18 protein-coding genes and 1 pseudogene are annotated in these 19,777 nt (G+C 61.7%); 11 read left to right on the top strand and 8 right to left on the bottom strand.

What is annotated here, in order from left to right:
• Nucleotides 1-52: 52 nt before the first annotated feature.
• The 10 genes from OU993_RS16215 to OU993_RS16170 are packed head-to-tail and all read left to right on the top strand — an operon-like array spanning nucleotide 53 to nucleotide 10,569.
• Nucleotides 53-946, top strand: coding sequence for a carbohydrate ABC transporter permease (locus OU993_RS16215; protein WP_268159119.1), 894 nt, complete (start codon nucleotides 53-55; stop codon nucleotides 944-946).
• Nucleotides 946-1,824 carry a carbohydrate ABC transporter permease gene (locus OU993_RS16210; RefSeq protein WP_268159118.1) on the top strand — a complete coding sequence of 293 codons (879 nt, stop codon included), beginning with the start codon at nucleotides 946-948 and terminating at the stop codon, nucleotides 1,822-1,824. Before OU993_RS16215 ends, OU993_RS16210 begins: the two co-directional genes overlap by 1 nt.
• Before the next feature lie 4 nt (nucleotides 1,825-1,828).
• A complete protein-coding gene (locus OU993_RS16205; protein WP_268159116.1) occupies nucleotides 1,829-2,941 on the top strand; it encodes an ABC transporter ATP-binding protein in 1,113 nt (370 codons plus the stop codon).
• On the top strand, nucleotides 2,938-4,437 hold the full coding sequence (locus OU993_RS16200) for an FAD-dependent oxidoreductase (RefSeq protein WP_268159114.1): 1,500 nt from the start codon (nucleotides 2,938-2,940) through the stop codon (nucleotides 4,435-4,437). The genes OU993_RS16205 and OU993_RS16200 overlap by 4 nt, the downstream gene beginning before the upstream one ends.
• Nucleotides 4,434-5,192 (top strand): 3-ketoacyl-ACP reductase, encoded by a 759-nt coding sequence (locus OU993_RS16195; RefSeq protein WP_268159113.1) that lies wholly within the window; start codon nucleotides 4,434-4,436, stop codon nucleotides 5,190-5,192. The genes OU993_RS16200 and OU993_RS16195 overlap by 4 nt, the downstream gene beginning before the upstream one ends.
• A gap of 9 nt (nucleotides 5,193-5,201) precedes the next feature.
• Nucleotides 5,202-6,794, top strand: a complete 1,593-nt coding sequence (locus OU993_RS16190) for a GMC family oxidoreductase (protein WP_268159111.1) — start codon at nucleotides 5,202-5,204, stop codon at nucleotides 6,792-6,794.
• Nucleotides 6,791-7,123, top strand: a complete 333-nt coding sequence (locus OU993_RS16185) for a Dabb family protein (protein WP_268159109.1) — start codon at nucleotides 6,791-6,793, stop codon at nucleotides 7,121-7,123. The genes OU993_RS16190 and OU993_RS16185 overlap by 4 nt, the downstream gene beginning before the upstream one ends.
• On the top strand, nucleotides 7,116-8,279 hold the full coding sequence (locus tag OU993_RS16180) for a dihydrodipicolinate synthase family protein (RefSeq protein ID WP_268159107.1): 1,164 nt from the start codon (nucleotides 7,116-7,118) through the stop codon (nucleotides 8,277-8,279). The genes OU993_RS16185 and OU993_RS16180 overlap by 8 nt, the downstream gene beginning before the upstream one ends.
• A gap of 5 nt (nucleotides 8,280-8,284) precedes the next feature.
• The gene (locus OU993_RS16175; protein WP_268159106.1) at nucleotides 8,285-9,301 is read left to right on the top strand and encodes a LacI family DNA-binding transcriptional regulator; all 1,017 of its coding nucleotides are present in this window, start codon (nucleotides 8,285-8,287) and stop codon (nucleotides 9,299-9,301) included.
• A complete protein-coding gene (locus OU993_RS16170) occupies nucleotides 9,298-10,569 on the top strand; it encodes a glycerate kinase type-2 family protein (RefSeq protein WP_268159104.1) in 1,272 nt (423 codons plus the stop codon). Before OU993_RS16175 ends, OU993_RS16170 begins: the two co-directional genes overlap by 4 nt.
• Before the next feature lie 225 nt (nucleotides 10,570-10,794).
• On the opposite strand, the pseudogene OU993_RS16165 reads toward OU993_RS16170, so the two are convergent.
• The 3 genes and pseudogenes from OU993_RS16165 to OU993_RS16155 form a co-directional block, all read right to left on the bottom strand.
• Nucleotides 10,795-10,926 (bottom strand): annotated as a pseudogene (locus OU993_RS16165) (pyridoxamine 5'-phosphate oxidase family protein); the annotation flags it as partial.
• A gap of 278 nt (nucleotides 10,927-11,204) precedes the next feature.
• Nucleotides 11,205-11,549, bottom strand: coding sequence for a hypothetical protein (locus tag OU993_RS16160; RefSeq protein ID WP_268159102.1), 345 nt, complete (start codon nucleotides 11,547-11,549; stop codon nucleotides 11,205-11,207).
• A 522-nt stretch (nucleotides 11,550-12,071) separates the two neighbouring features.
• Nucleotides 12,072-13,274 (bottom strand): MFS transporter, encoded by a 1,203-nt coding sequence (locus OU993_RS16155; RefSeq protein ID WP_268159100.1) that lies wholly within the window; start codon nucleotides 13,272-13,274, stop codon nucleotides 12,072-12,074.
• A 127-nt stretch (nucleotides 13,275-13,401) separates the two neighbouring features.
• Here OU993_RS16155 and OU993_RS16150 point away from each other — a divergent pair, with 127 nt between their 5' ends.
• The gene (locus tag OU993_RS16150; RefSeq protein ID WP_268159099.1) at nucleotides 13,402-14,220 is read left to right on the top strand and encodes an AraC family transcriptional regulator; all 819 of its coding nucleotides are present in this window, start codon (nucleotides 13,402-13,404) and stop codon (nucleotides 14,218-14,220) included.
• A 22-nt stretch (nucleotides 14,221-14,242) separates the two neighbouring features.
• Here OU993_RS16150 and OU993_RS16145 read toward each other — a convergent pair whose 3' ends face one another.
• From OU993_RS16145 to OU993_RS16125, 5 genes are all read right to left on the bottom strand, one after another.
• Nucleotides 14,243-15,367 (bottom strand): ABC transporter ATP-binding protein, encoded by a 1,125-nt coding sequence (locus OU993_RS16145; RefSeq protein ID WP_268159097.1) that lies wholly within the window; start codon nucleotides 15,365-15,367, stop codon nucleotides 14,243-14,245.
• Between the two features lie 107 nt (nucleotides 15,368-15,474).
• Entirely contained in the window at nucleotides 15,475-16,650 is a 1,176-nt protein-coding gene (locus tag OU993_RS16140) for an ABC transporter substrate-binding protein (RefSeq protein ID WP_268159692.1), read from the bottom strand.
• 81 nt (nucleotides 16,651-16,731) lie between these two features.
• Nucleotides 16,732-17,592 (bottom strand): carbohydrate ABC transporter permease, encoded by an 861-nt coding sequence (locus OU993_RS16135; RefSeq protein ID WP_268159095.1) that lies wholly within the window; start codon nucleotides 17,590-17,592, stop codon nucleotides 16,732-16,734.
• Complete coding sequence (locus OU993_RS16130; protein ID WP_268159093.1) at nucleotides 17,589-18,473, bottom strand: carbohydrate ABC transporter permease; 885 nt, start codon at nucleotides 18,471-18,473, stop codon at nucleotides 17,589-17,591. Before OU993_RS16130 ends, OU993_RS16135 begins: the two co-directional genes overlap by 4 nt.
• Before the next feature lie 12 nt (nucleotides 18,474-18,485).
• Nucleotides 18,486-19,667 (bottom strand): Gfo/Idh/MocA family protein, encoded by a 1,182-nt coding sequence (locus tag OU993_RS16125; protein ID WP_268159091.1) that lies wholly within the window; start codon nucleotides 19,665-19,667, stop codon nucleotides 18,486-18,488.
• Between the last annotated feature and the right edge of the window lie 110 nt (nucleotides 19,668-19,777).

The following is a 19,777-nucleotide window of genomic DNA, read 5'->3' as shown; positions in this document are numbered from 1 at the left end:
TCACGTCGAGAGGCGGCGTCGGTCTAGCCCATACCGTACAGGGAGACCCATCATGACACGCTCGACCAGGGCAGACTTGCGCACGCGCATCCAGGATTGGCTGCCGAAGGTAGTGCTTGCCCCTTCGTTCGCCGTCACTTTGCTGTTCGTTTACGGGTTCATCCTGTTCACCATCTTCCTGTCCTTCACCGGCTCGAAGATGTTGCCCATCTACAATTTCGTCGGCTTCACGAACTACCGCAGGCTTTGGGCCCAGGAGAACTGGCACATCGCGATCAGCAACATCGCGATCTTCGCAAGCCTCTACATCGTCATCTGCACGGCGCTCGGTTTGCTGCTGGCGATCTTTCTGGACCAGAAGATCCGCGGCGAGGGCGTGCTGCGGCCGATCTATCTGTATCCAATGGCGCTCTCCTTCATTGTGACAGGCACGGCCTGGAAATGGTTTCTCGACCCCGGAATCGGGCTTGAGCGGATCATGCGCCTCTGGGGCTGGGAGAGTTTCTCCTTCACCTGGATCAAGGACAACGACATGGCGATCTACACCATTGTCATCGCAGCGGTGTGGCAGACCAGCGGCTTTGTCATGGCGATGTTTCTCGCAGGCCTGCGTGGCATCGATAATGAGATCCTGAAAGCCGCACAGATCGATGGGGCATCCAGCTTCCAGCTTTATCGCCGGATCGTTATCCCGATGCTGCGCCCCGCCTTCCTCTCGGCCTTCGTCATCCTCAGCCATCTCGCGATCAAGTCCTACGACCTTGTGATCGCGCTCACGGGCGGCGGTCCGGGACGCGCGACCGAGATGCCCGCGACCTTCATGTATTCCTACACCTTCACCCGCAATCAGATGGGCGTCGGTTCGGCGTCTGCCGTGATCATGCTCATGACCATCGCGGCCATCATGGTTCCCTATCTATATGCCGAACTGAAGGAGAAGAACTGATGTCTGCCGTCAGCCAGGACACCGCCGTCAGGACCGGCCGCGTCACACGCATCTTCATCTATCTCGTCCTTCTGCTCTTTGCGCTTTTCTACCTGCTGCCGCTTTACGTGATGGGCATCAATTCACTGAAGCCGCTGCCCGAAATCACCGGCGGCAACATGATGGCGCTGCCCAAGACCTGGACCCTGGACGCCTGGCGATCCGCGTGGTCGACGGCCCAGATCGGCGTGTCGCCGACCGGATTGAAGCCTTATTTTCTGAATTCGATCCTGATGGTCGTCCCTGCCGTTGCCATTTCGACCATCGTCGGTGCCCTGAACGGTTATGTGCTGACCAAATGGCGCTTCCGGGGGGACACCATCGTCTTTGGGCTGATGCTGTTCTCCTGTTTCATCCCGTTCCAGATCGTGCTGATCCCGATGGCGCTTGTGCTCGGCAAGCTTGGCCTCGCGGGTTCGGTGCCGGGGCTCGTACTGGTGCATGTGGTCTACGGTATAGGCTTCACCACTCTCTACTACCGGAACTACTACGCGACGTTCCCGACCGAACTCGTTAAGGCGGCGCAAATTGACGGCGCCGGTTTCTTCCAAATCTTCTGGCGCATACTTCTGCCTGTCTCAGGCCCGATCACTGTCGTTTCCGTGATCTGGCAATTCACCAATATCTGGAACGACTTCCTGTTCGGCGTCTCCTTCGGCGGCACGAGCCAGCCGATGACGGCCGCGCTCAACAATCTCGTGCAGTCGTCCACCGGCGTGAAGGAATACAACGTGCACTTTGCCGGCGCGATCATCGCCGCCCTTCCCACCCTTCTCGTTTACGTCGTCGCCGGGCGCTATTTCGTGCGCGGACTGATGGCCGGTTCAGTCAAAGGATAAGATCATGGGCTTTCTCGACATCCGGAACGTCACCAAGTCCTACGGACAGCTCGAAGTCCTGCATCGTGTCGACATCTCCGTCGAGGAGGGCGAGTTTCTTGTGCTTGTCGGCCCATCCGGTTGCGGCAAGTCCACACTGCTGGGAATGATTGCCGGGCTTGAGGGCATTTCCTCCGGCGAGATCGCGATCAGGGACCGTGTCGTCAACGGCGTCCACCCGTCGAAGCGTAACATCGCCATGGTCTTCCAGTCCTATGCGCTCTACCCCAATATGACCGTCGGGCAGAACATCACGTTCGGCCTCGAAATGCACGGCGTGCCGAAAGCTGAACGCGACAAGGCCCTGGCCGAGGTCGCCAAACTCCTGCAGATCGATCATCTCATCGACCGCAAGCCCGGCCAGCTTTCCGGCGGCCAGCGCCAGCGCGTCGCCATGGGCCGCGCCCTGGTTCGTGATCCCGATGTTTTCCTCTTCGACGAGCCGCTTTCCAACCTCGACGCGAAACTTCGCGTCGATATGCGCACCGAGATCAAGAAGCTGCATGCCAAGCTCAAACGCACGATCGTTTACGTCACCCATGACCAGATCGAGGCCATGACGCTGTCGACCCGGATCGCGGTGATGAACAAGGGGTACATTCAGCAGCTCGGTACGCCGAAAGAGATCTATGACAGCCCGGCCAACGTTTTTGTCGCCACGTTCATGGGAAGTCCGGCGATGAATGTCGTGCCGGCTAGGATCGTCGTCCGGGAGGACAGGCCATATGCCGAGGTCGTGCTGGGCGACGGAGCGAAGAGTCTGCTTGCCTTCAGCCAGCCGGGACTAGCCTCCTACGACGGACACGACATTCTGCTTGGCATCCGCCCCGAGGCCATCACCGATCCGGAGGGTGCTGACCGCAAGTCGCAGAACATCGTCAGCCTGAAAAACCGCGTCATTGTGACTGAACCCGCAGGTTCCGACACCTTTGTCACCATGAGCCTGGGTGGAAAGGACGTGATCGCGCGGATGCGGGCCGATGTCGATATCGCCGGTGGCGACGACTTCGAATTCGCGGTCAACATGGAGAAGGCGGTGGCCTTTGATCCGAAAACGGAAGAGCGCATCCGGCCATGAGCGACGCCGACGTCATCATCATCGGATCGGGCATGGGCGGAGCAACGCTTGCCACTCAGCTTGCCCCGACGGGCCGGCGGATCCTGATCGTCGAAAAGGGCGAAAGATTGCAGCCGTCGTCTGCAGATCGGGATGCCGAGGCGATTTTCGGCAGGGCGCATTTCAGACCCAAGGAAGAGTGGCTTGACGGCGACGACCGGCCCTTCAACCCCGGCAATTACTACAATGTCGGCGGCAATTCGAAATTCTATGGCGCCGTTCTGCTGCGGTACCGGCGTGAGGACTTTTCGCCGCTGCGCCATATGGGAGGAACAACGCCGGGCTGGCCGATCGGTTATGACAGCCTGGAGCCCTGGTACCAGAAGGCGGAGCAGTTGTTCGAGGTCCGGGGAGCGCTCGGCGAGGATCCGACTGAACCGCCTCACTCAGGAAAATACGATTTTCGACCGGTGCCGGATGAACCCCCTATTGCCGATCTTCGCCGCCGCCTCAGCGCCATTGGGCTTCACCCGGCATCTTTGCCGCTGGGTGTCGATGTCGACAGATGGCTGGCGCACGGGTCCACCACGTGGGACGCCTATCCGGACACCTGCGGCGGCAAAAAGGATGCAGAGACGGTGAGCCTCGCCCATGCGCTGCGCCATTTCAACGTGTCGCTTGAGACGGGCTGTGAGGTAACGCGTCTGTTGGCGGGTGAGGGCGGTCAGATCACTGGCGTCGAGGTCTCGAACAAAGGCGAGAAACAGGTGCTCACCGCACCGATCGTCGTTCTCTCGGCGGGCGCGGTGCGGAGCGCTGCGATCCTGCTGTCCTCGGTCGACGAAAGGTATCCTCATGGTCTGGCAAACCGATCCGACCAGGTCGGTCGCAACTTCATGAACCACAACTGCTCGGCAGTTCTTGCACTTCATCCGCTCCGGCGAAATCCGTCGGTCTACCAGAAAACCCTGCTGGTCAACGACTTCTACCTGACAGGCGGGCCGAATGGCGAACCACTCGGCAACATCCAGCTGCTCGGAAAGATCACCGGCCCGATCCTGGCCGCAAGTTCGCCTTTGCCGCGCCCTGTCGCCAACTGGATCGCAGCCCGGTCGATCGATCTTTATGCGATGTCGGAGGATCTGCCCAATCCTGACAGCCGCGTGCAGGTGAGGAACGGTCGGATCGTCCTCGACTGGAAGCGGTCGAATTGGCAGGCGCATCTCGCCCTCGTCGACACGCTCAAAGCGCTGCTCCGAAAAGCCGGTTATCCCCTGGTCCTCTCGCGCGCTTTCGATCGTCGCACGCCCTCCCATCAATGTGGCACGGCTCGGATGGGTGCTGACCCGATGACGAGTGTCGTCGACAGCTTCGGGCGCAGCCACGATCACCGCAATCTCTTCATCGTCGACGCGTCGATCCTGCCAACCTCGGCCGCCGTCAACCCGGCCCTGACGATTGCAGCCCTCGCTCTACGGTCAGGCCGCCACATCATTGAGACGGAGTTTAACCAGTGAACAAGGTCGCACTCATCACGGGAGGCCAGCAGGGCATCGGTCTCGGCATCGCCCGGGAACTCGTCACCGCCGGCCATAAGGTCGCGCTTGCGTCTCTGCCCGATAGCGACGAGCCGCAGGTGCTGGCCGCGCTGAGAGAACTGGGTGATGCGGCGTTCTATGTCCGCCACGACCTGCAGGACATCGACAATGTTGCGGCGATCCTTGACCGGGTCGAAGCGCAATTTGGGCCGATCACCACCTTGGTCTCGAATGCTGGCGTGCCCGCCAAGGTGCGTGGCGACATGCTTTCGCTAACGCCCGACAGTTTCGACTTCGTTCTCGGCGTCAACCTGCGCGGTGCCTTTTTCCTTGCCCAGGAGGTCGTGCGGCGAATGCTGGCGATCTCGTCCGACACCTATCGCTCGATCGTCTTTGTCACATCGGTGAGCGCCAGCATGGCCTCGATCGAGCGGGCGGAGTACTGCATCTCCAAGGCCGCGGCCGGGATGATGGCGGAGCTCTTTGCTCTGCGTCTCGCGCCGCATGGGATCGGCGTTTTCGACCTGAGACCCGGCATCATCGAGACGGAGATGACGGCAGGCGTGAAGGACAAATATACCGCACGGATCGAAGGGGGCCTCGTTCCTGCGCAGCGCTGGGGTCAGCCGGCCGACGTCGCGAACGTGGTCGTGCCGCTCGTGGAAGGCCGTTTTGCCTTTGCCAATGGCGCGGTGATTCCCGTGGACGGCGGCTTGTCGCTGGCACGCCTTTAGGAGACTGACATGCGGCACGCTTTTGATTTCATCATCGTCGGCGGTGGTTCTGCCGGTTCGGTCCTTGCGGCGCGGCTTTCGGAAAATCCCGCATTCAACGTGCTTCTGCTCGAGGCGGGCGGGCGCGATTGGCATCCCTTCTACCATCTGCCGGCAGGCTTTGCGAAGATGACCAAAGGCATCGGAAGCTGGGGCTGGAGCACAGTGCCGCAGCGGCATATGAACAACATGGTGATCCGCTACACCCAGGCGAAGGTCATCGGCGGCGGCTCCAGCATCAACGCGCAGATCTACACCCGCGGCAATGCGCTCGATTACGACGACTGGCGTCAGATGGGCTGCGAAGGCTGGTCCTTCGAGGAGGTTCTGCCTTATTTCCGAAAGGCGGAGGACAATGACAGTTTCGACAATCGGTTTCACGGCAAGGGCGGTCCGCTGGGAGTCAGCAAGCCCGCAGCACCCCTGCCGATCTGCGAGGCCTATTTCAAGGCTGCCGCCGCGCTTGGCATTCCCTTCAATGGCGACATGACGGGCGATAAGCAGGATGGCGTCGGATATTATCAACTGACCCAGCGCAATGTCCGCCGCTCCTCGGCATCGATCGCCTATCTCAATCCGGCGCGACAACGCCCCAATCTGACAATCCGCACTAATGCGCAGGTGCTGAAGATCGTGGTCGAGAAGGGGCGGGCGATCGGCGTCGAACTCGCCGGCGAAGGTGTCATTCGAGCCGAACGCGAAGTGCTCTTGTCCTCGGGCGCCATCGGCAGCCCGCGCCTTCTGATGCTGTCGGGGATCGGTCCTGCGGATCATCTGGCTTCTGTTGGTGTGCCGGTCGTCTTCGACCAGCCCGGCGTCGGAGCCAATCTGCAGGACCATCTCGATCTCTTCGTGATTGCCGAATGCACGGGGCCTCATACCTATGACCGTTTCGCCAAGCCGCATCTCTCGGTGCTCGCCGGTCTTCAATACCTGCTGACCAGAACCGGCCCCGTCGCCTCGAGCCTGTTTGAGACCGGGGGCTTCTGGTACGCCGATCCGGAGGCCCGGTCGCCGGATATCCAGTTCCATCTCGGGCTCGGCTCGGGCATCGAAGCCGGTGTGGCCGCCATGGCGAATGGCGGCGTGACACTGAATTCCGCTTATCTCAGGCCGCGCTCGAGAGGCACGGTCAGGCTCGGTTCGAACAACCCGTTGGCGCCCCCCCTGATCGATCCCAACTACTGGGCCGATCCGTATGATCGGGAGATGTCGATCCGGGGATTAAAGCTTGCTCGGGACATCATGCGCCAGGATGCGTTGAAGCCCTACGTGAAGGCGGAGCGCCTCCCGGGGCCGGATGTCCACACCGACCAGGACTATTTCGACTACGCTTGCCGCCATTCCAAGACCGATCATCATCCGGCCGGCACCTGCCGCATGGGCTCGGATCCTGCGGCCGTTGTCGATCCGCGGCTGCGGTTCAACGGCATCGACGGTCTGCGTGTCATCGATGCTTCGATCATGCCGACGGTGGTTTCGTCCAACACCAACGCGCCGACCATCATGATCGCCGAAAAGGCCGCTGACATGATCAAAGCGGATCATGGAGGTGCGCCATGATCCGCCACATCGTACTCGTTCGTTTCCAGCAGACGGTGTCCCAAGCCGTCATCGACGACCTCTTCGACGAACTGCATCAGATCGAGGGCAAGGTGCCCGGCTTGTTGTCGATCACATCTGGACGCAGCGAGAGCCCGGAACGCATCGAACGCGGTTATCTGCACGGTTTCGTCGCCGACTTTTCTGGCTGGGCGGCTCTCGAAGCCTATCAGCTCCACCCGGATCACCAGCGTTTTGGCGCGCGTCTGGTGGCTCATGCCGAGGGTGGTCTCGACGGCATTCTCGTCTTCGACCTTCCGGTTCAAACTGAGGATCTTCAGCATGATTGAATTGCCCACCGTCGATGGTCGCATCGAGAACTACCGTTTCAGCGGGACGCCACTCGTGCCGCGAGCCCCCACCCGTCCCCTCACCCGCACGGCCTTTGCCGCCGCGCATGTCGTCTCTGACCCGCTTCGGGAGCGCAATCCCTGGGACACGCGCCCCGCCGTCGACTGGGAGGGCACGCTTGCCTTCCGGGCTGCGCTCTTTGACCAAGGTCTTGGTCTCGCCGAGGCCATGGATACGGCCCAGCGTGGCATGGGTGTCGACTGGCAGACCGCGCTTGAACTCATCGGGCGCACAATGGCGGCGGCCAAGGCGCATCCGATGAAACCGCGCGTTGCCTGCGGTGCAGGGACCGACCATATGGCACTCTCCGATCTCACCGATGCGGATAGCATCGCGCGGGCCTATCTGACGCAGGCCGAGGCCATCGAGGCTGCCGGCGGGCAACTGATCCTGATGGCCTCGCGCGCCTTCCCCGCCATGGGCGCCGGACCGGACATCTATCGCACCGTCTATCGGAGACTGATTGATGGTGCCGCCGCACCCGTCATCCTGCATTGGCTGGGCGACATGTTCGATCCGGCGCTGAAGGGTTACTGGGGCAGCGAAGATGTGGGCCAAGCGAGCGATTTCGTGCTCGATCTGATCGGCGAAAATCCCGGCAAGGTCGACGGCATCAAGATCTCGCTCCTCGATCAGGCGCATGAAGAAGCGTTTCGTGCTCGCCTGCCGGATGGTGTGCGTCTTTATACCGGCGACGACTTCAACTATGCCGATCTGATTGCCGGCGATGGCCGGCATTATTCGCATGCTCTGCTCGGCATCTTCGCGGCGATTGCGCCAGCCGCCTCGCAGGCGCTCGACGCGCTCGCTGCCGGTGACCTCGAGACGTATCATAAGCTGCTTGCGCCGACGGTGCCGCTCAGCCGGGAAATCTTCCGGGCGCCGACCCGCTTCTACAAGGCCGGGATTGCCTTCCTCGCCTGGCTGAACGGCCACCAGCGGCATTTCATCATGCCGGCCGGCTTCCAGTCGAGCCGCGACATCGTCCACTATGCACAGGTCTTCCGGCTGGCAGATCAGGCAAATCTGCTTGCCGATCCGCAGCTTGCCGTGAGAAGGATGCGAGTCTTGCTGGAACTGAACGGGGTGTATTGAAGGGCATGGAGCGTCGGCCGACGATCATCGATGTGGCGCGCGTGGCAGGGATTTCCAAATCCACCGTCAGCCTCGTTTTGCAGAACAGTCCGCTGGTCAAAGAGGAAACGCGCCGCCTGGTGCGCGAAGCTATGGATACGGTCGGTTATGTCTACAACCGAGCGGCCGCCAACCTCCGCTCCTCGAATGTCGGTCTGATCGGACTTGTCATCAACGATCTCCGCAACCCGTTTTTCACCGAGTTCGCCACTTCGCTGCAGATGGCCTTGTCCCAGCGCGGTTATGCAACGGTGGTCGCGAATACCGATGAGGATCCGGCAGTCCAGGCGCAGGTGGTCGGGGCCATGATCGAGCACGGCGTTTCCGCCCTCGTGCTGTCGCCGGCCTATGGCGATGAAGGTGGCACCTTCGATGCCATCGCACGCGGCGCAATTCCCACGATGCAGGTGCTCCGCAAGGTCGACCCCCGGGTTGCACAGTTTCCCTTCGCCGCACCCGACTATCGCCTGGGCAGCCTTCTCGCTGCAAGACACCTCCTGTCGGTTCAGGCGGGAAGGATCGCCTTTGTCGGAGGACTTGCAGACCGCGCCGTCACGCGGGAGCGCATGGCGGGTTATTTCGAGGCTCTGGCTGATGCCGGTATGGAACCTTTCGTCCTGTCGGGCAGGGCGAGCCGTGCCTTCGGTCGCGAAGCCGCCGAAGAATTGGCGCAGACGCATCCAGAGATCGATGCGGCAATCTGTTTCAACGATCTGGTGGCGCTCGGTATGCTGTCGGGATTCGCAAAGCTGAACCGCGCCGTGGGGCACGACTTCCGGATGGTCGGCTTCGATGATATCGAGGAATGCAGCCAGGTATTTCCAGCCCTCTCGACGGTCCATTGCGGGATTGCGGAGTTCGGGCGATCTATTGCCGCCACGGTTCTGGCCTGGCTCGAAGAGGGCAAACGCCCGCAGCCGGAAATCGTAACGCCGGTGGAGTTGGTGATCCGGGATACGAGCGGTGTGAGGGACGTTCCATGATCGATCGACCGGAGCTCTTTCTCCGACGCCTGTTCGACCGGGCCGTCGAGGTCGCAGACCCGATGCGATCGCTCAGGGATTTCCTGCCGGACAAACCGGAGGGGCGGGTCATCGTCGTTGGTGCGGGCAAGGCGAGTGCACGCATGGCCGAAGCTGTAGAGGCGGCCTGGGGTCCCTGTGAAGGCCTCGTCATTACGCGCTACGGATATGCGCGCCCGTGTCGGGGTATCGAGATCGTCGAGGCCGCCCACCCGGTCCCCGATCAGGCGGGGCTCGAAGCGACAGCCCGCATGATCGCTTTGCTCGAAACGACCGGCGAGGCTGATTTCGTTCTGGCGCTCATCTCCGGAGGGGCTTCAGCGCTGCTCACCCAACCCGTGGAGGGTGTCTCATTGGCGGAGAAGCAGGCGGTCAATCAGGCGCTGCTTGCCTCCGGCGCGCCGATCGACCGGATGAATACGGTGCGCAAACATCTGAGCCGGGTGAAGGGCGGACAATTGGCCACCGCAGCCTGGCCGGCAGAACTGCTGGCGCTGATCATCTCGGACGTTCCCGGAGACGATCCGGCTTACATCGGTTCTGGTCCCACCGTCGGCGATCCCACGAGCCCGAACGAGGCTCTGGCCGTGATCGATCGGTGGAATGTCGAGGTGCCGGCCTCGGTCCGCGAGGCACTGTCTCATGGCTCCGGTGTCGTGCAGCCAGACGATCCGCGCCTGGCGCGTGTCCACAACGTCATCTATGCCGCGCCCCGGCAATCGCTGCAAGCTGCCGCAGCTCTTGCCCGCGAAGCCGGTTGCGAGGTGCGCCTCCTCGGAGATGCGCTCGAAGGGGAGGCGCGGCTGGTCGCTGAGGCTCAGGCACAAGAGGCGCGTGCTGTGCAGGCGGGCATGAAGACGGGGGATCAGCCGATCCTGCTTCTGTCTGGCGGTGAACTCACCGTTACCCGCCGTGGCGACGGCATCGGCGGTCCGAACGCCGAATTCTGTCTGGCGCTTGCTTTGGCGCTCGACGGCGCGGCAGGTATCCACGCAATCGCATGCGACACGGACGGTGTGGACGGGGCCGCCGAAGTGGCCGGTGCCGTCATCGGACCTGACTTGTTAAAGAGAGCGGCAGAACGCGGAGTCCATCCGCGCCGGGCGCTCCAGCGAAACGATGCCCATTCCTTCTTCGCAGCCCTCGACGCGCAAGTCGTCACGGGCCCCACGCTCACCAACGTCAATGACTTCCGCGCCATTCTGGTGGAGCCCCCGCTCACGGGCTGAAGACCGAATGCGGTTGCCTCGAATACAGCATTTGGAGGTGCCGCCGTCTGTTATCTTCAAAGCGGGGCTTGGACGCGACAGTGAGCCTTCGCTGATGGTTGGTGCGGATGGCATCGACCTGCGTGGCAGGTGCACCATTGTTCAGACGCCAGGTGTCCGGACGACAGCAGTCCTTTTACTCGTGACGCGGGGCGAAGAACTGCATCGAGTGGCGTAACAGCCTGTCTAGTACATGGTCTTCTTATAGTCCTCCTCCAACCCTGCGTCGATTTTCCGCATCTCCTCCTCTCCCGGTGCCCCCGTCGTTTCGTCGAGGATCATCTTGATCAACGGCGGCATTTGGCTGCGATCCTGGTGCGACCGGGTGGAGTGCAGGCGCGTTGGATGTGCCTCATGCGGCGCGCTGGGGAATGGAGGAGTTGAGGAGGCGCACCCGCCTTAGTCTGCACGCGTCATCCAACGAGGGTGGACGCAGGGAACGGCGGTGGGAAGAAACAACGACCCTGACGAGGCCGCTTTCAGCGCCCCGGTCGGATGATCCTTCGCCACGGCAGTGCTTCTGCACGTGGATATCGCTGCGGGCGGGACGCCAAAACGCCAGCGACCGGCTAAATCCGGCCGCTGGCGCGTCAAGGTCAGGGATTGCTTTTCTGCGAGCCGGAGGACGAGGAGGACGACTGATCAGAGGCACCGGACATCGGCGGATCGATGACCATCAGCACCGTATTGCCTTCGCTGGTCTGAGCCCGCACGAGGTAAGAAGCGTCGAGGATTTCGACATCTTCAAATCCGGCCTTGGTCAACTGGTCGCGCACCTTGCTCTGCTGCAGGGCGCCGCCGGAAGACTGGGCATTCGAGCCGCTCGATGTGCTGCTCCCGCTTCCGGACGTGCTGCTGCCGGACGTGCTGTTTCCGGACTGCGCAAAGGCCGGGGCGGCCAGCAGGGCGGAGGCGAAGGTGGCTGCAAGTAGCTTCATCATGGTCTTTCCTTTCGGTATGCGCCGTCACAATGGCGCAGGTGGTTGAGTTGACGTTTTTTGGGGGTGAAAGACCGGCTGGGCCGGTCATCTGTGCCTGGGGAAGGCTGCGGCCAGGTGCGATACCCGATGCCCAAGCGGGCGGACGCCTGCGCCAAATGTCGGACAGCCGCCACCGTTCATGTCGTCGCCGACACGCCGAATTCCGGCTCTTCGATCACGTTGAAACTGTTGGCGTCCTGGTCTGCGGCAAGACCGGCGTCCTATTCGCTCTCACCGATGGCACAGGCCAGGTCGGCGTTCGAGATCGCCTGTACCGCCACGGCGAGGGCAGAGGCAGCAAGCTTGGTCACAACCTTGTCCAGCATGGTTGTCTCCTCTCTTGGTTTCTCTTCAGCGTCGAGCGCCTTTATTGACGCTCGGTGGGCGAACCGGAGAGGATTGCAAATGTTGCGGGCGTCGACACTCCAGGCGATCACGATCCAATCACGAAGGCGTGAAATCAGTCTGTGCGGAGTCCCGGTGTCAGGCGCGTTGATGGCCAGGCAGGCGCGGCAGGAGCACTGTCAGCAAGCCGAGCAGCGGCAGGTAGGAGCAGAGATTGTAGACGAATTCGATGCCGTGCCGGTCGGCAAACAGGCCGAGCACTGCCGCACCCAGGCCGCCGAAGCCGAAGGCGAACCCGAAGAACAGGCCGGCGATCATGCCGACGCGGCCCGGCACCAGTTCCTGGGCAAAAACGACGATGGCGGAAAAGGCCGAGGAGAAAATGAGGCCGATCACCACCACGAGCACGCAGGTCCAGAACAGGTTGGCATAGGGCAGCATCAGCGCAAATGGGATGACGCCGAGGATCGAGAACCAGATGACGCTGCGTGAGCCGAACCGGTCGCCGATCGGCCCGCCGAAAAAGACGCCGGCGGCCGAGGCGCCGAGGAACAGGAAGAGCAGGATCTGTGCCTGCTGCACGTCCACGCCGAAACGGTGGATCGTGTAGAAGGTAAAATAGCTGGAGAGGCTCGCAAGATAGGCGTTTTTCGTCGCGACCAGGATGACAAGGATGAGGAGTGTCATCGCCACCTGGCGCCCGGGCAGCGGCAGCGTGCGGCTCGGCTGCGGCCGCCCCGCGGTCGAACGGCGGTGGCGCATGTACCAGACGCTGACGCCGGAGAGCACCGCGAAGCCTAAAAGCGCGATCAGCGAAAACCAGCCGAGGGAGGACTGGCCATGCGGAATGACGATGAAGGCGGCGAGCAGCGGGCCGATCGCCGTTCCGGTATTGCCGCCAACCTGGAAGAAGGATTGCGCAAAACCATGGCGACCGCCGGAGGCGAGCCGGGCGACGCGTGAGGCTTCCGGATGAAAGATCGCCGAGCCGATGCCGATCAGGCAGGCGCCGAGTACGAGAACGGAAAAGTGGTGGGCAAAGGCAAGCGTGATCAGCCCGGCACAGGTGGAGAGCATCGCTGCCGGCAGCGAAAATGGCATCGGCCAGCGGTCGGTCACCACGCCGACAGCCGGCTGCAGCAACGAGGCCGTTACCTGGAAGGCGAAAGTGAGCAGCCCGATCTGCACGAAATCGAGTGCGTAATTCTCCTTCAAGAGCGGATAGAGCGAGGTCAGCAGCGACTGCATGATGTCGTTCAGCATGTGGCAGAAGCTGGCGGCAAAAATGATGGAAAAGGCGGTCCGTTCGACCGGGTGCCCCGCGGCGGCGACAGTGGCCATCCCTGGTGTTCCTCGTCTTGTCTGTTTTTGTGCGGCCGGTTGCGCCGGTCGGTTTTACCCGTGTCATAATCGGCTTGTGGCTGGCCCGCATTTGTGTTGTGGTCGATTTCTTTCGTGAATGGGCCAAATGCGAGTTCTGGATCTGACGATAGCGGCGGGCGAGACTCGGCGTGATCACCATGTCGAAAGTCTGCACTGGCTGGAGCAGGCGAACGAACCGGTGATCGCGCTGGCGCGCACCTATCCAACCGGTCTTGCCGTTCCGCGCCATTCGCACAGCCGCACGCAGCTCTGGTTTGCGCGGCGCGGCATCGTGCTGGTGTCGACCGGTGACCGTCGCTGGATGATCCCGCCCGGCCATGCGCTGATCATTCCCGCCGCAACTGAACATTCGGCCGAGATGGTGAGCGATGTCGAGATGCAGTCGGTCTATGTCGATCTGCCGGGCGAAACGGCCGGCCAGCCGCGGGTGGTGGAGGTGACGCCGCTGGCGCAGACCCTGATCGGCGAACTGGTGGCGGTGGAGGCGCGGCCGATGACGGAGCGTCGGCTGTCGCTGGTCAGCGAGCTATTGCTCGATGAATTTCCGCATCTGCCGGTCCGGCCACTGGGGCTGCCCTTTCCGAGCGACCGCAGGCTTGCCAAACTCTGCCGGGACTTTCTGAAAGCGCCCTCGGCGCGCACCAGCATCGATGAATGGGCGCAAAGACTGGGGCTGGCGCGGCGCTCCTTCACCCGGCATTTCCGCGCCGAGACCGGCATCAGCTTCGTCACCTGGCGCCAGCAGGCGTGCCTGCTCGCCTCGCTGCCGCGGCTCGCGGAAGGCGAACCGGTGACGACGGTGGCGCTCGATGCCGGTTACGACAATATCGCTGCCTTCTCCACCATGTTCCGCCGTATGCTCGGCCGCTCGCCGAGCACCTATCTGAAAGCGCAGTCCGCCTGAAGGTAGGCAGACCGCGGAGACGTCACGCGGCGGTAACCGCCGGTCTATCGAGTGTCTGCCAGTCCACCCGCCGCTCGAATGCTTGGCCTTTGCCGTCGAAGAGATGGCAGTCGGTGGCGCGGATACCGGTCTGCATTGGCGCGCCGACCCTGACCGGCGCTGATCCCGGAAGCAGCGCGCAATAATTCTCGCCACTCGGCAGGGCGGCATAGGCAACGGTGTTGACCCCGAGCCGTTCGATGACAGACGGGGTCACGGTGACGGTGAGATCGCCGCTGCCGAGGCTCAGATGTTCGGGGCGAATGCCGAGCGTCAGCGTCTGGCCGACAAGATCCGGCCGCGCCGCAACCGGCAGCGTCACGCTCTGTCCGGCATAAGACACCGTGACGCCATGCTCATCGGTCGCCGTGCAGGTGACCGGCATGAAATTCATCTTCGGATTGCCGATGAAACCCGCGACGAACAGGTTCTGCGGCTTGTGATAGAGCTCCAGCGGCGCGCCCACCTGGGCAATTTCGCCGGCATTCAGCACCACGATCCGGTCGGCCATGGTCATCGCCTCCACCTGGTCGTGGGTGACGTAGATCATCGTTGCTTTCAGGTCCTGGTGCAGCTTGGAGAGTTCGATGCGCATGTCGGCACGCAAAGCCGCGTCGAGGTTCGAGAGCGGCTCGTCGAACAGGAAGATTTTCGGCTCGCGCACGATCGCCCGGCCGATCGCCACACGTTGGCGCTGGCCGCCCGACAGCATGCCCGGTTTCTGATGCAGCCTTTTGTCGAGCTGCAGGATCTTTGCCACCGCCTCCACCTTCTCGCGGATCGTCTCCTCCGGCAGGCGTTCGACGCGCAGCGGAAAGGCGATGTTTTCGAACACCGTCATGTGCGGGTAGAGCGCATAGGACTGGAAGACCATCGCAATGCCGCGCTGGACCGGCGGCTTGTCGTTGACGCGCACGCCATCGATCAGGATGTCGCCGGTGCTGGTCGAATCGAGCCCGGCGATCATGCGCAGCAGGGTGGATTTGCCGCAGCCGGACGGGCCGACGAAGACGACGAATTCGCCATTCTTCACCTCCAGGCCGATGCTTTTCAGCACTTCGAAGTCGCCGTAGAACTTCTGGATCTTATCGAGTTTGAGCTGTCCCAAGATATCTTCTCCGTTCGCCGGAACGAGCGGCCTTTCGCGAAACAAGGATGGGAAAAGGCGTGGGGCCTGCGCGGGGTGACGCCACCCCACGCCCTTCTCCCCTAGTCTTATTTGTACTGCTCCAGATCGGCGGCTGCCTTCTTCAGCGCTGCTTCCGGTTCAGCCTTGCCGGTGACGACCGACTGGACCATCTCGATCATCACGTTCTGGAAACCCTTGTAATCCTTGAAGAGCGGTTCCGGACCACCATAGGTGATGCCGTTGATCAGCGGCTTCCAGAAGGGGTCCTTGGCGACGAAGGCATCGACCTGTGCGGAGGGGCGCAGCGGTGTGAGGCCGGCATCGCCCTGCAGTTCGTATTCCCCTTGCGGGCCGGGCGAGGTGATGAACTTGGCAAATTCGATCGCCTTTTCTTCGACGCCCGAGCCCTTGAAGACGGCAAGGCTGTCGGTGATCAGAAGCGTGCCTTCGCCCTTGGCGGCGGGACCGAGCGGCAGCGGTGCGATGCCCCAGTTGATGCTGGTCTTCTTCAGGCGCGAGGCAGCCCCCGAACCGGACTGGATCATGCCGACCTTGCCGTCGAGGAAGATGGCGCGGATTTCGTTCTGCTCGTAGGCGGTGGCGCCTTCGACGGAATAGGGCGTGATGTCCTTGTAGGCCTTCAGCGCCGCCAGAACTTCCGGGCTGTCGATGGTGATCTTGTCGCCATCGATCACCTTGCCATTGTTGGTGTACACCCAGTGCATGAACTGGTGCATGGTGTTGTCGAAGGTCTTGGCCGGCAGGCCGTAACCGGCAATGCCGGTCTTTTCCTTGATCTGCTTGGCAAAGGCGATTTCTTCCGCCCAGGTCTTCGGCGGGGTTTCCGGGTCAAGGCCCGCCTGCTTGAACAGGTCCTTGTTCCAGTAAAGCGCCTTGGTGGAAAAGGCGATCGGAACGCCCCACTGGGTGCCGTCGAAGGTCACGGTATCGACGATGTTCGGGTAATAGCTCTTCTTTTCGGCATCTGTCATCGGAACCGGAACGATGAGGTCGTTCTCGGCGAATTCCTTCAGCGTGCGCGAGCCGACATAGGCCATGGCGACCGGCGTGCCTGCGGCGGCAAGCGTGGTGGCCTTGTCCTGGCACTGTGCCCAGCCGACAACTTCCGGCGTGACCTTCCAGCCGGCATTCTTGCCTTCCCATTCCTTGATGTATTTCTCATGGATCGGGTCGATCTTGTCGCCGCAATAGATCCAGGAGATTTCCTTGTCGGCGGCATGTGCCGCCATCGCGCTCAGCATGGTGGTGCCGACAAGCGCTGCTGCATAGATCCCAGTCTTGATCGATAGTGTCACGGTTATGCTCCCATTCTTAGAGGTTGTTTATTGTTTCACCGCGCCGGCGGTCAGCCCGCTGACGAGATAACGTTGCAGGAAGAAGATCACGATCATGGCGGGCGCGATGCCGACGAAACTCGCCGCCATCAACTCGTTCCAGACCACTTCCTGGCGGCCGAAATAGGCAAACAGCCCGACCGGCAAAGGCATGTATTCGCTCTTGGCATTGAAGGTCAGCGCGAAGATGAACTGCTGGGCGTAGGAACCGATGAAGGTGGTGATGGCGACCACGGTGATGCCCGGCATGGCAATCGGCAGGATGACCCGGCGCAGCGTGTAGAAGTGGCTCGCACCATCCACATAGGCGGCCTCGTCGAGTTCGCGCGGAATGCGCATCATGTAAGTGCGCAACAGCCAGATGGCGGACGGAATGAGGAAGGCAACGCCCGGCACGATCATGGCGAAATAGGTGTTCAGCACGCCGAGTGTGCGCATCAGCCGGAAAAGCGGGATCAGCAGGACCGCGCCGGAGAACATGTTGACGGCCAAGAAGGCCGCAAGCAGCGTGCCGCGCCCCTTGAACTCGAACCGAGCAAAGGCATAGGCCGCAGGCACCACCATGCACAACACGACGGTCGTCACGATCGTCGAGATAAAGAAGGAGTTGAAGATGTAGCGGGCAAAACCCGGCACGCTTTCCCACATGGTCCGATAGGCTTCAAACGAGCCGTTTTCCGGAATGAACCGGTAGGGTGAGGAAAACAGCTGGCTGAGCGGTTTCAGCGAAACGAGGAAACCTTCGACGAAAGGTGCCAGTACGAAGGTAAGGAAAACCGCGATGCCGCAATAAATGCCGACGATCTCGTACCAGCGGTAGCGGTTGATCAACTGGGCTGGCTCTCTCATTGCTTCTCTCCCGAGGCAAGCCTGCTGGTGACGCGGAAATAACAAAGGCAGAAGATCGACAGGAAAATGCAGATCAGCACCGCGCGCGCTGCGCCTTCGCCGTATTTCTTCGACCCAATTGCGGTGCGATAGGTATCGATGATCATCGTCGTGGTTTCGCCGTTCGGGCCGCCCTGGGTGAGGATCCAGATGATGTCGAAGGAATTGAAGGTCGCGATCAGCGACAACATCGACATGGTGATCATCGACGGCACCAGAAGCGGCAGCGTGATGCGGCGGAAGCGGTAGAAACGGCCGGCGCCATCCGTCCAGGCGGCTTCATAGAGATCCTGCGGGATCGCCTGCATGGCGGCCAGCATGTAGAGCGTCACCATCGGCACGCCGATCCAGACATCGGTGATGACGGTTGCCCAGAAGGCAGTGGAACCGTGCGCCAGGAAAGCGACCGGGCCATCCACGATGCCGAAGCGCTGCAAAAGACCGGAGATCATGCCGAACTGGCCGTTATACATCCAGCCCCACATGAAGATGCCGATCGCCATCGGCACGATCCACGGCGGCATGGTGAGCACGCGAAACAGTGCGCGGCCGGGGACTGCGGCATTCAACATCGTCGCGCCGAAGGTGCCGATGATCATCTTGATGGCGACAGAAAAGAAGGTCCACACGAAGGTGCGGATGATGACCTCGGCAAAGGTCTCGTTGAAGATCTTGTCGTAATTGGCCCAGCCCACCCAGTTGGTCGTCTTCTTCAGCGAAGCATCGGTAAACGAGAGGATGAAGGTATCGACCAGCGGATAGGCGACGATGGCGCAGACATACAGAAGTGCCGGCGCCAAAAGGATCCAGGCAAACAGGACGGCGCTGCGTTTGGCGTGCATCTTGGCGCCTCCTCAGGCCGTCTTCGCCTGACGTGAGGCGGATGTGCCATGCAGGCAGGCATCGTACCGCTCCCAGACGGGTGCGAGATCGACGACCTTGCGGCCGTTACGTGCCTCGTCCATGGCAAGCGCCAGAATGCCGGCTTCGATCGCATCGAGCGCCGAGACGGGAAGTGCCGTACCGGTCTGCATGTGGGCCAGCACATCGGCAGCCATCTGCTCATCCGCGCCGTAATGATGCGAGGAAGCAGACGGGGCGGAATAGGTGTTGGAGATCAGCTTTTCGCTGCTATGGGCATCGTGGACGTCGAGGAAACCGCGGACAAAATCGCCCTCCGCCATGCCCTTCGAACCGATTACACAGAAGCGGCGGAACTCGTCCGGCACGTTCAGATTGGTGTGGAAGGTCATCGAGGCGCCGGATTCGTATTCGACGATCGCGGTCTGGTAGTCGATGATGTCGCCGTCGCTGTCGAACACCTTGTCGGCGCCCATCCAACCGCTCGGCTTGCGGTGATAGACCTCGAGATCGTTGACGCCTGCCTGCTGCGGCGCATTGCTGGGTACGAAGCTCTTGCGTCCGCCGAAGCTTGCGACGAAACGCGGGCGTGATGCCATGACGCCGTTGTAGAGATCGAGGTCGTGGCAGCACTTCTCCAGCATGAAGCCGCCGGCATAACTGCTGTAGCGGCGCCAGTCGCGCATGAAGAAGGCGCCATGATAAGGGGCGATGTGTTCGGAGGCTTCGATCGAGGCGACGTCGCCGAGCAGACCGTTCGCCTGTGCCTCGCGCAGATCGCGGTAGAGCGGCGAATAACGCAAGACGAGCCCGACGAGCAGCCGGTCGTGACCGTAGCGGTTGAGCAGCGTGGCGAGTGCAAAACTCTCTTCGATCGAGATGACAATGGGTTTCTCGGTAAAGACCGTAAGGCCTGCTTCGAGTCCGATGCGGATGTGTTCGAGATGCAGATGGTTCGGCGAGCCGATCATCAGCAGGTCGAAGGTCTCTGCGGCAATCAGCGCTTCCGGCGTTTCGTAGGCGCGACCGGGCGAAACGCCGGCCTCCTTCAGCCGATCCATGCCGGCGGGTGCCGGGTCGACGTAGCCGACGATCTCGAAATTCGGATCCATTTGGCTGAACACCTGGCCCAGATAGCCCAGGCGGAAGCCCAACCCGATGATGGCGACCTTCATTGACGATCAGTTCCCCGTTTTTCGTAATTATTTTTCACAGACTGTTTCAGTTGTGCCGCCGCGTCAACCTGAAAAGCGGAAAATCCGCGATGTGATGAAATTCATTTTCA

This window comes from Rhizobium sp. SL86, assembly GCF_026672545.1.
GTDB lineage: Bacteria > Pseudomonadota > Alphaproteobacteria > Rhizobiales > Rhizobiaceae > Neorhizobium.
The sequence above is the reverse complement of the archived record's forward strand: the minus strand, read 5'-3'. Positions and strand labels throughout refer to the sequence as shown.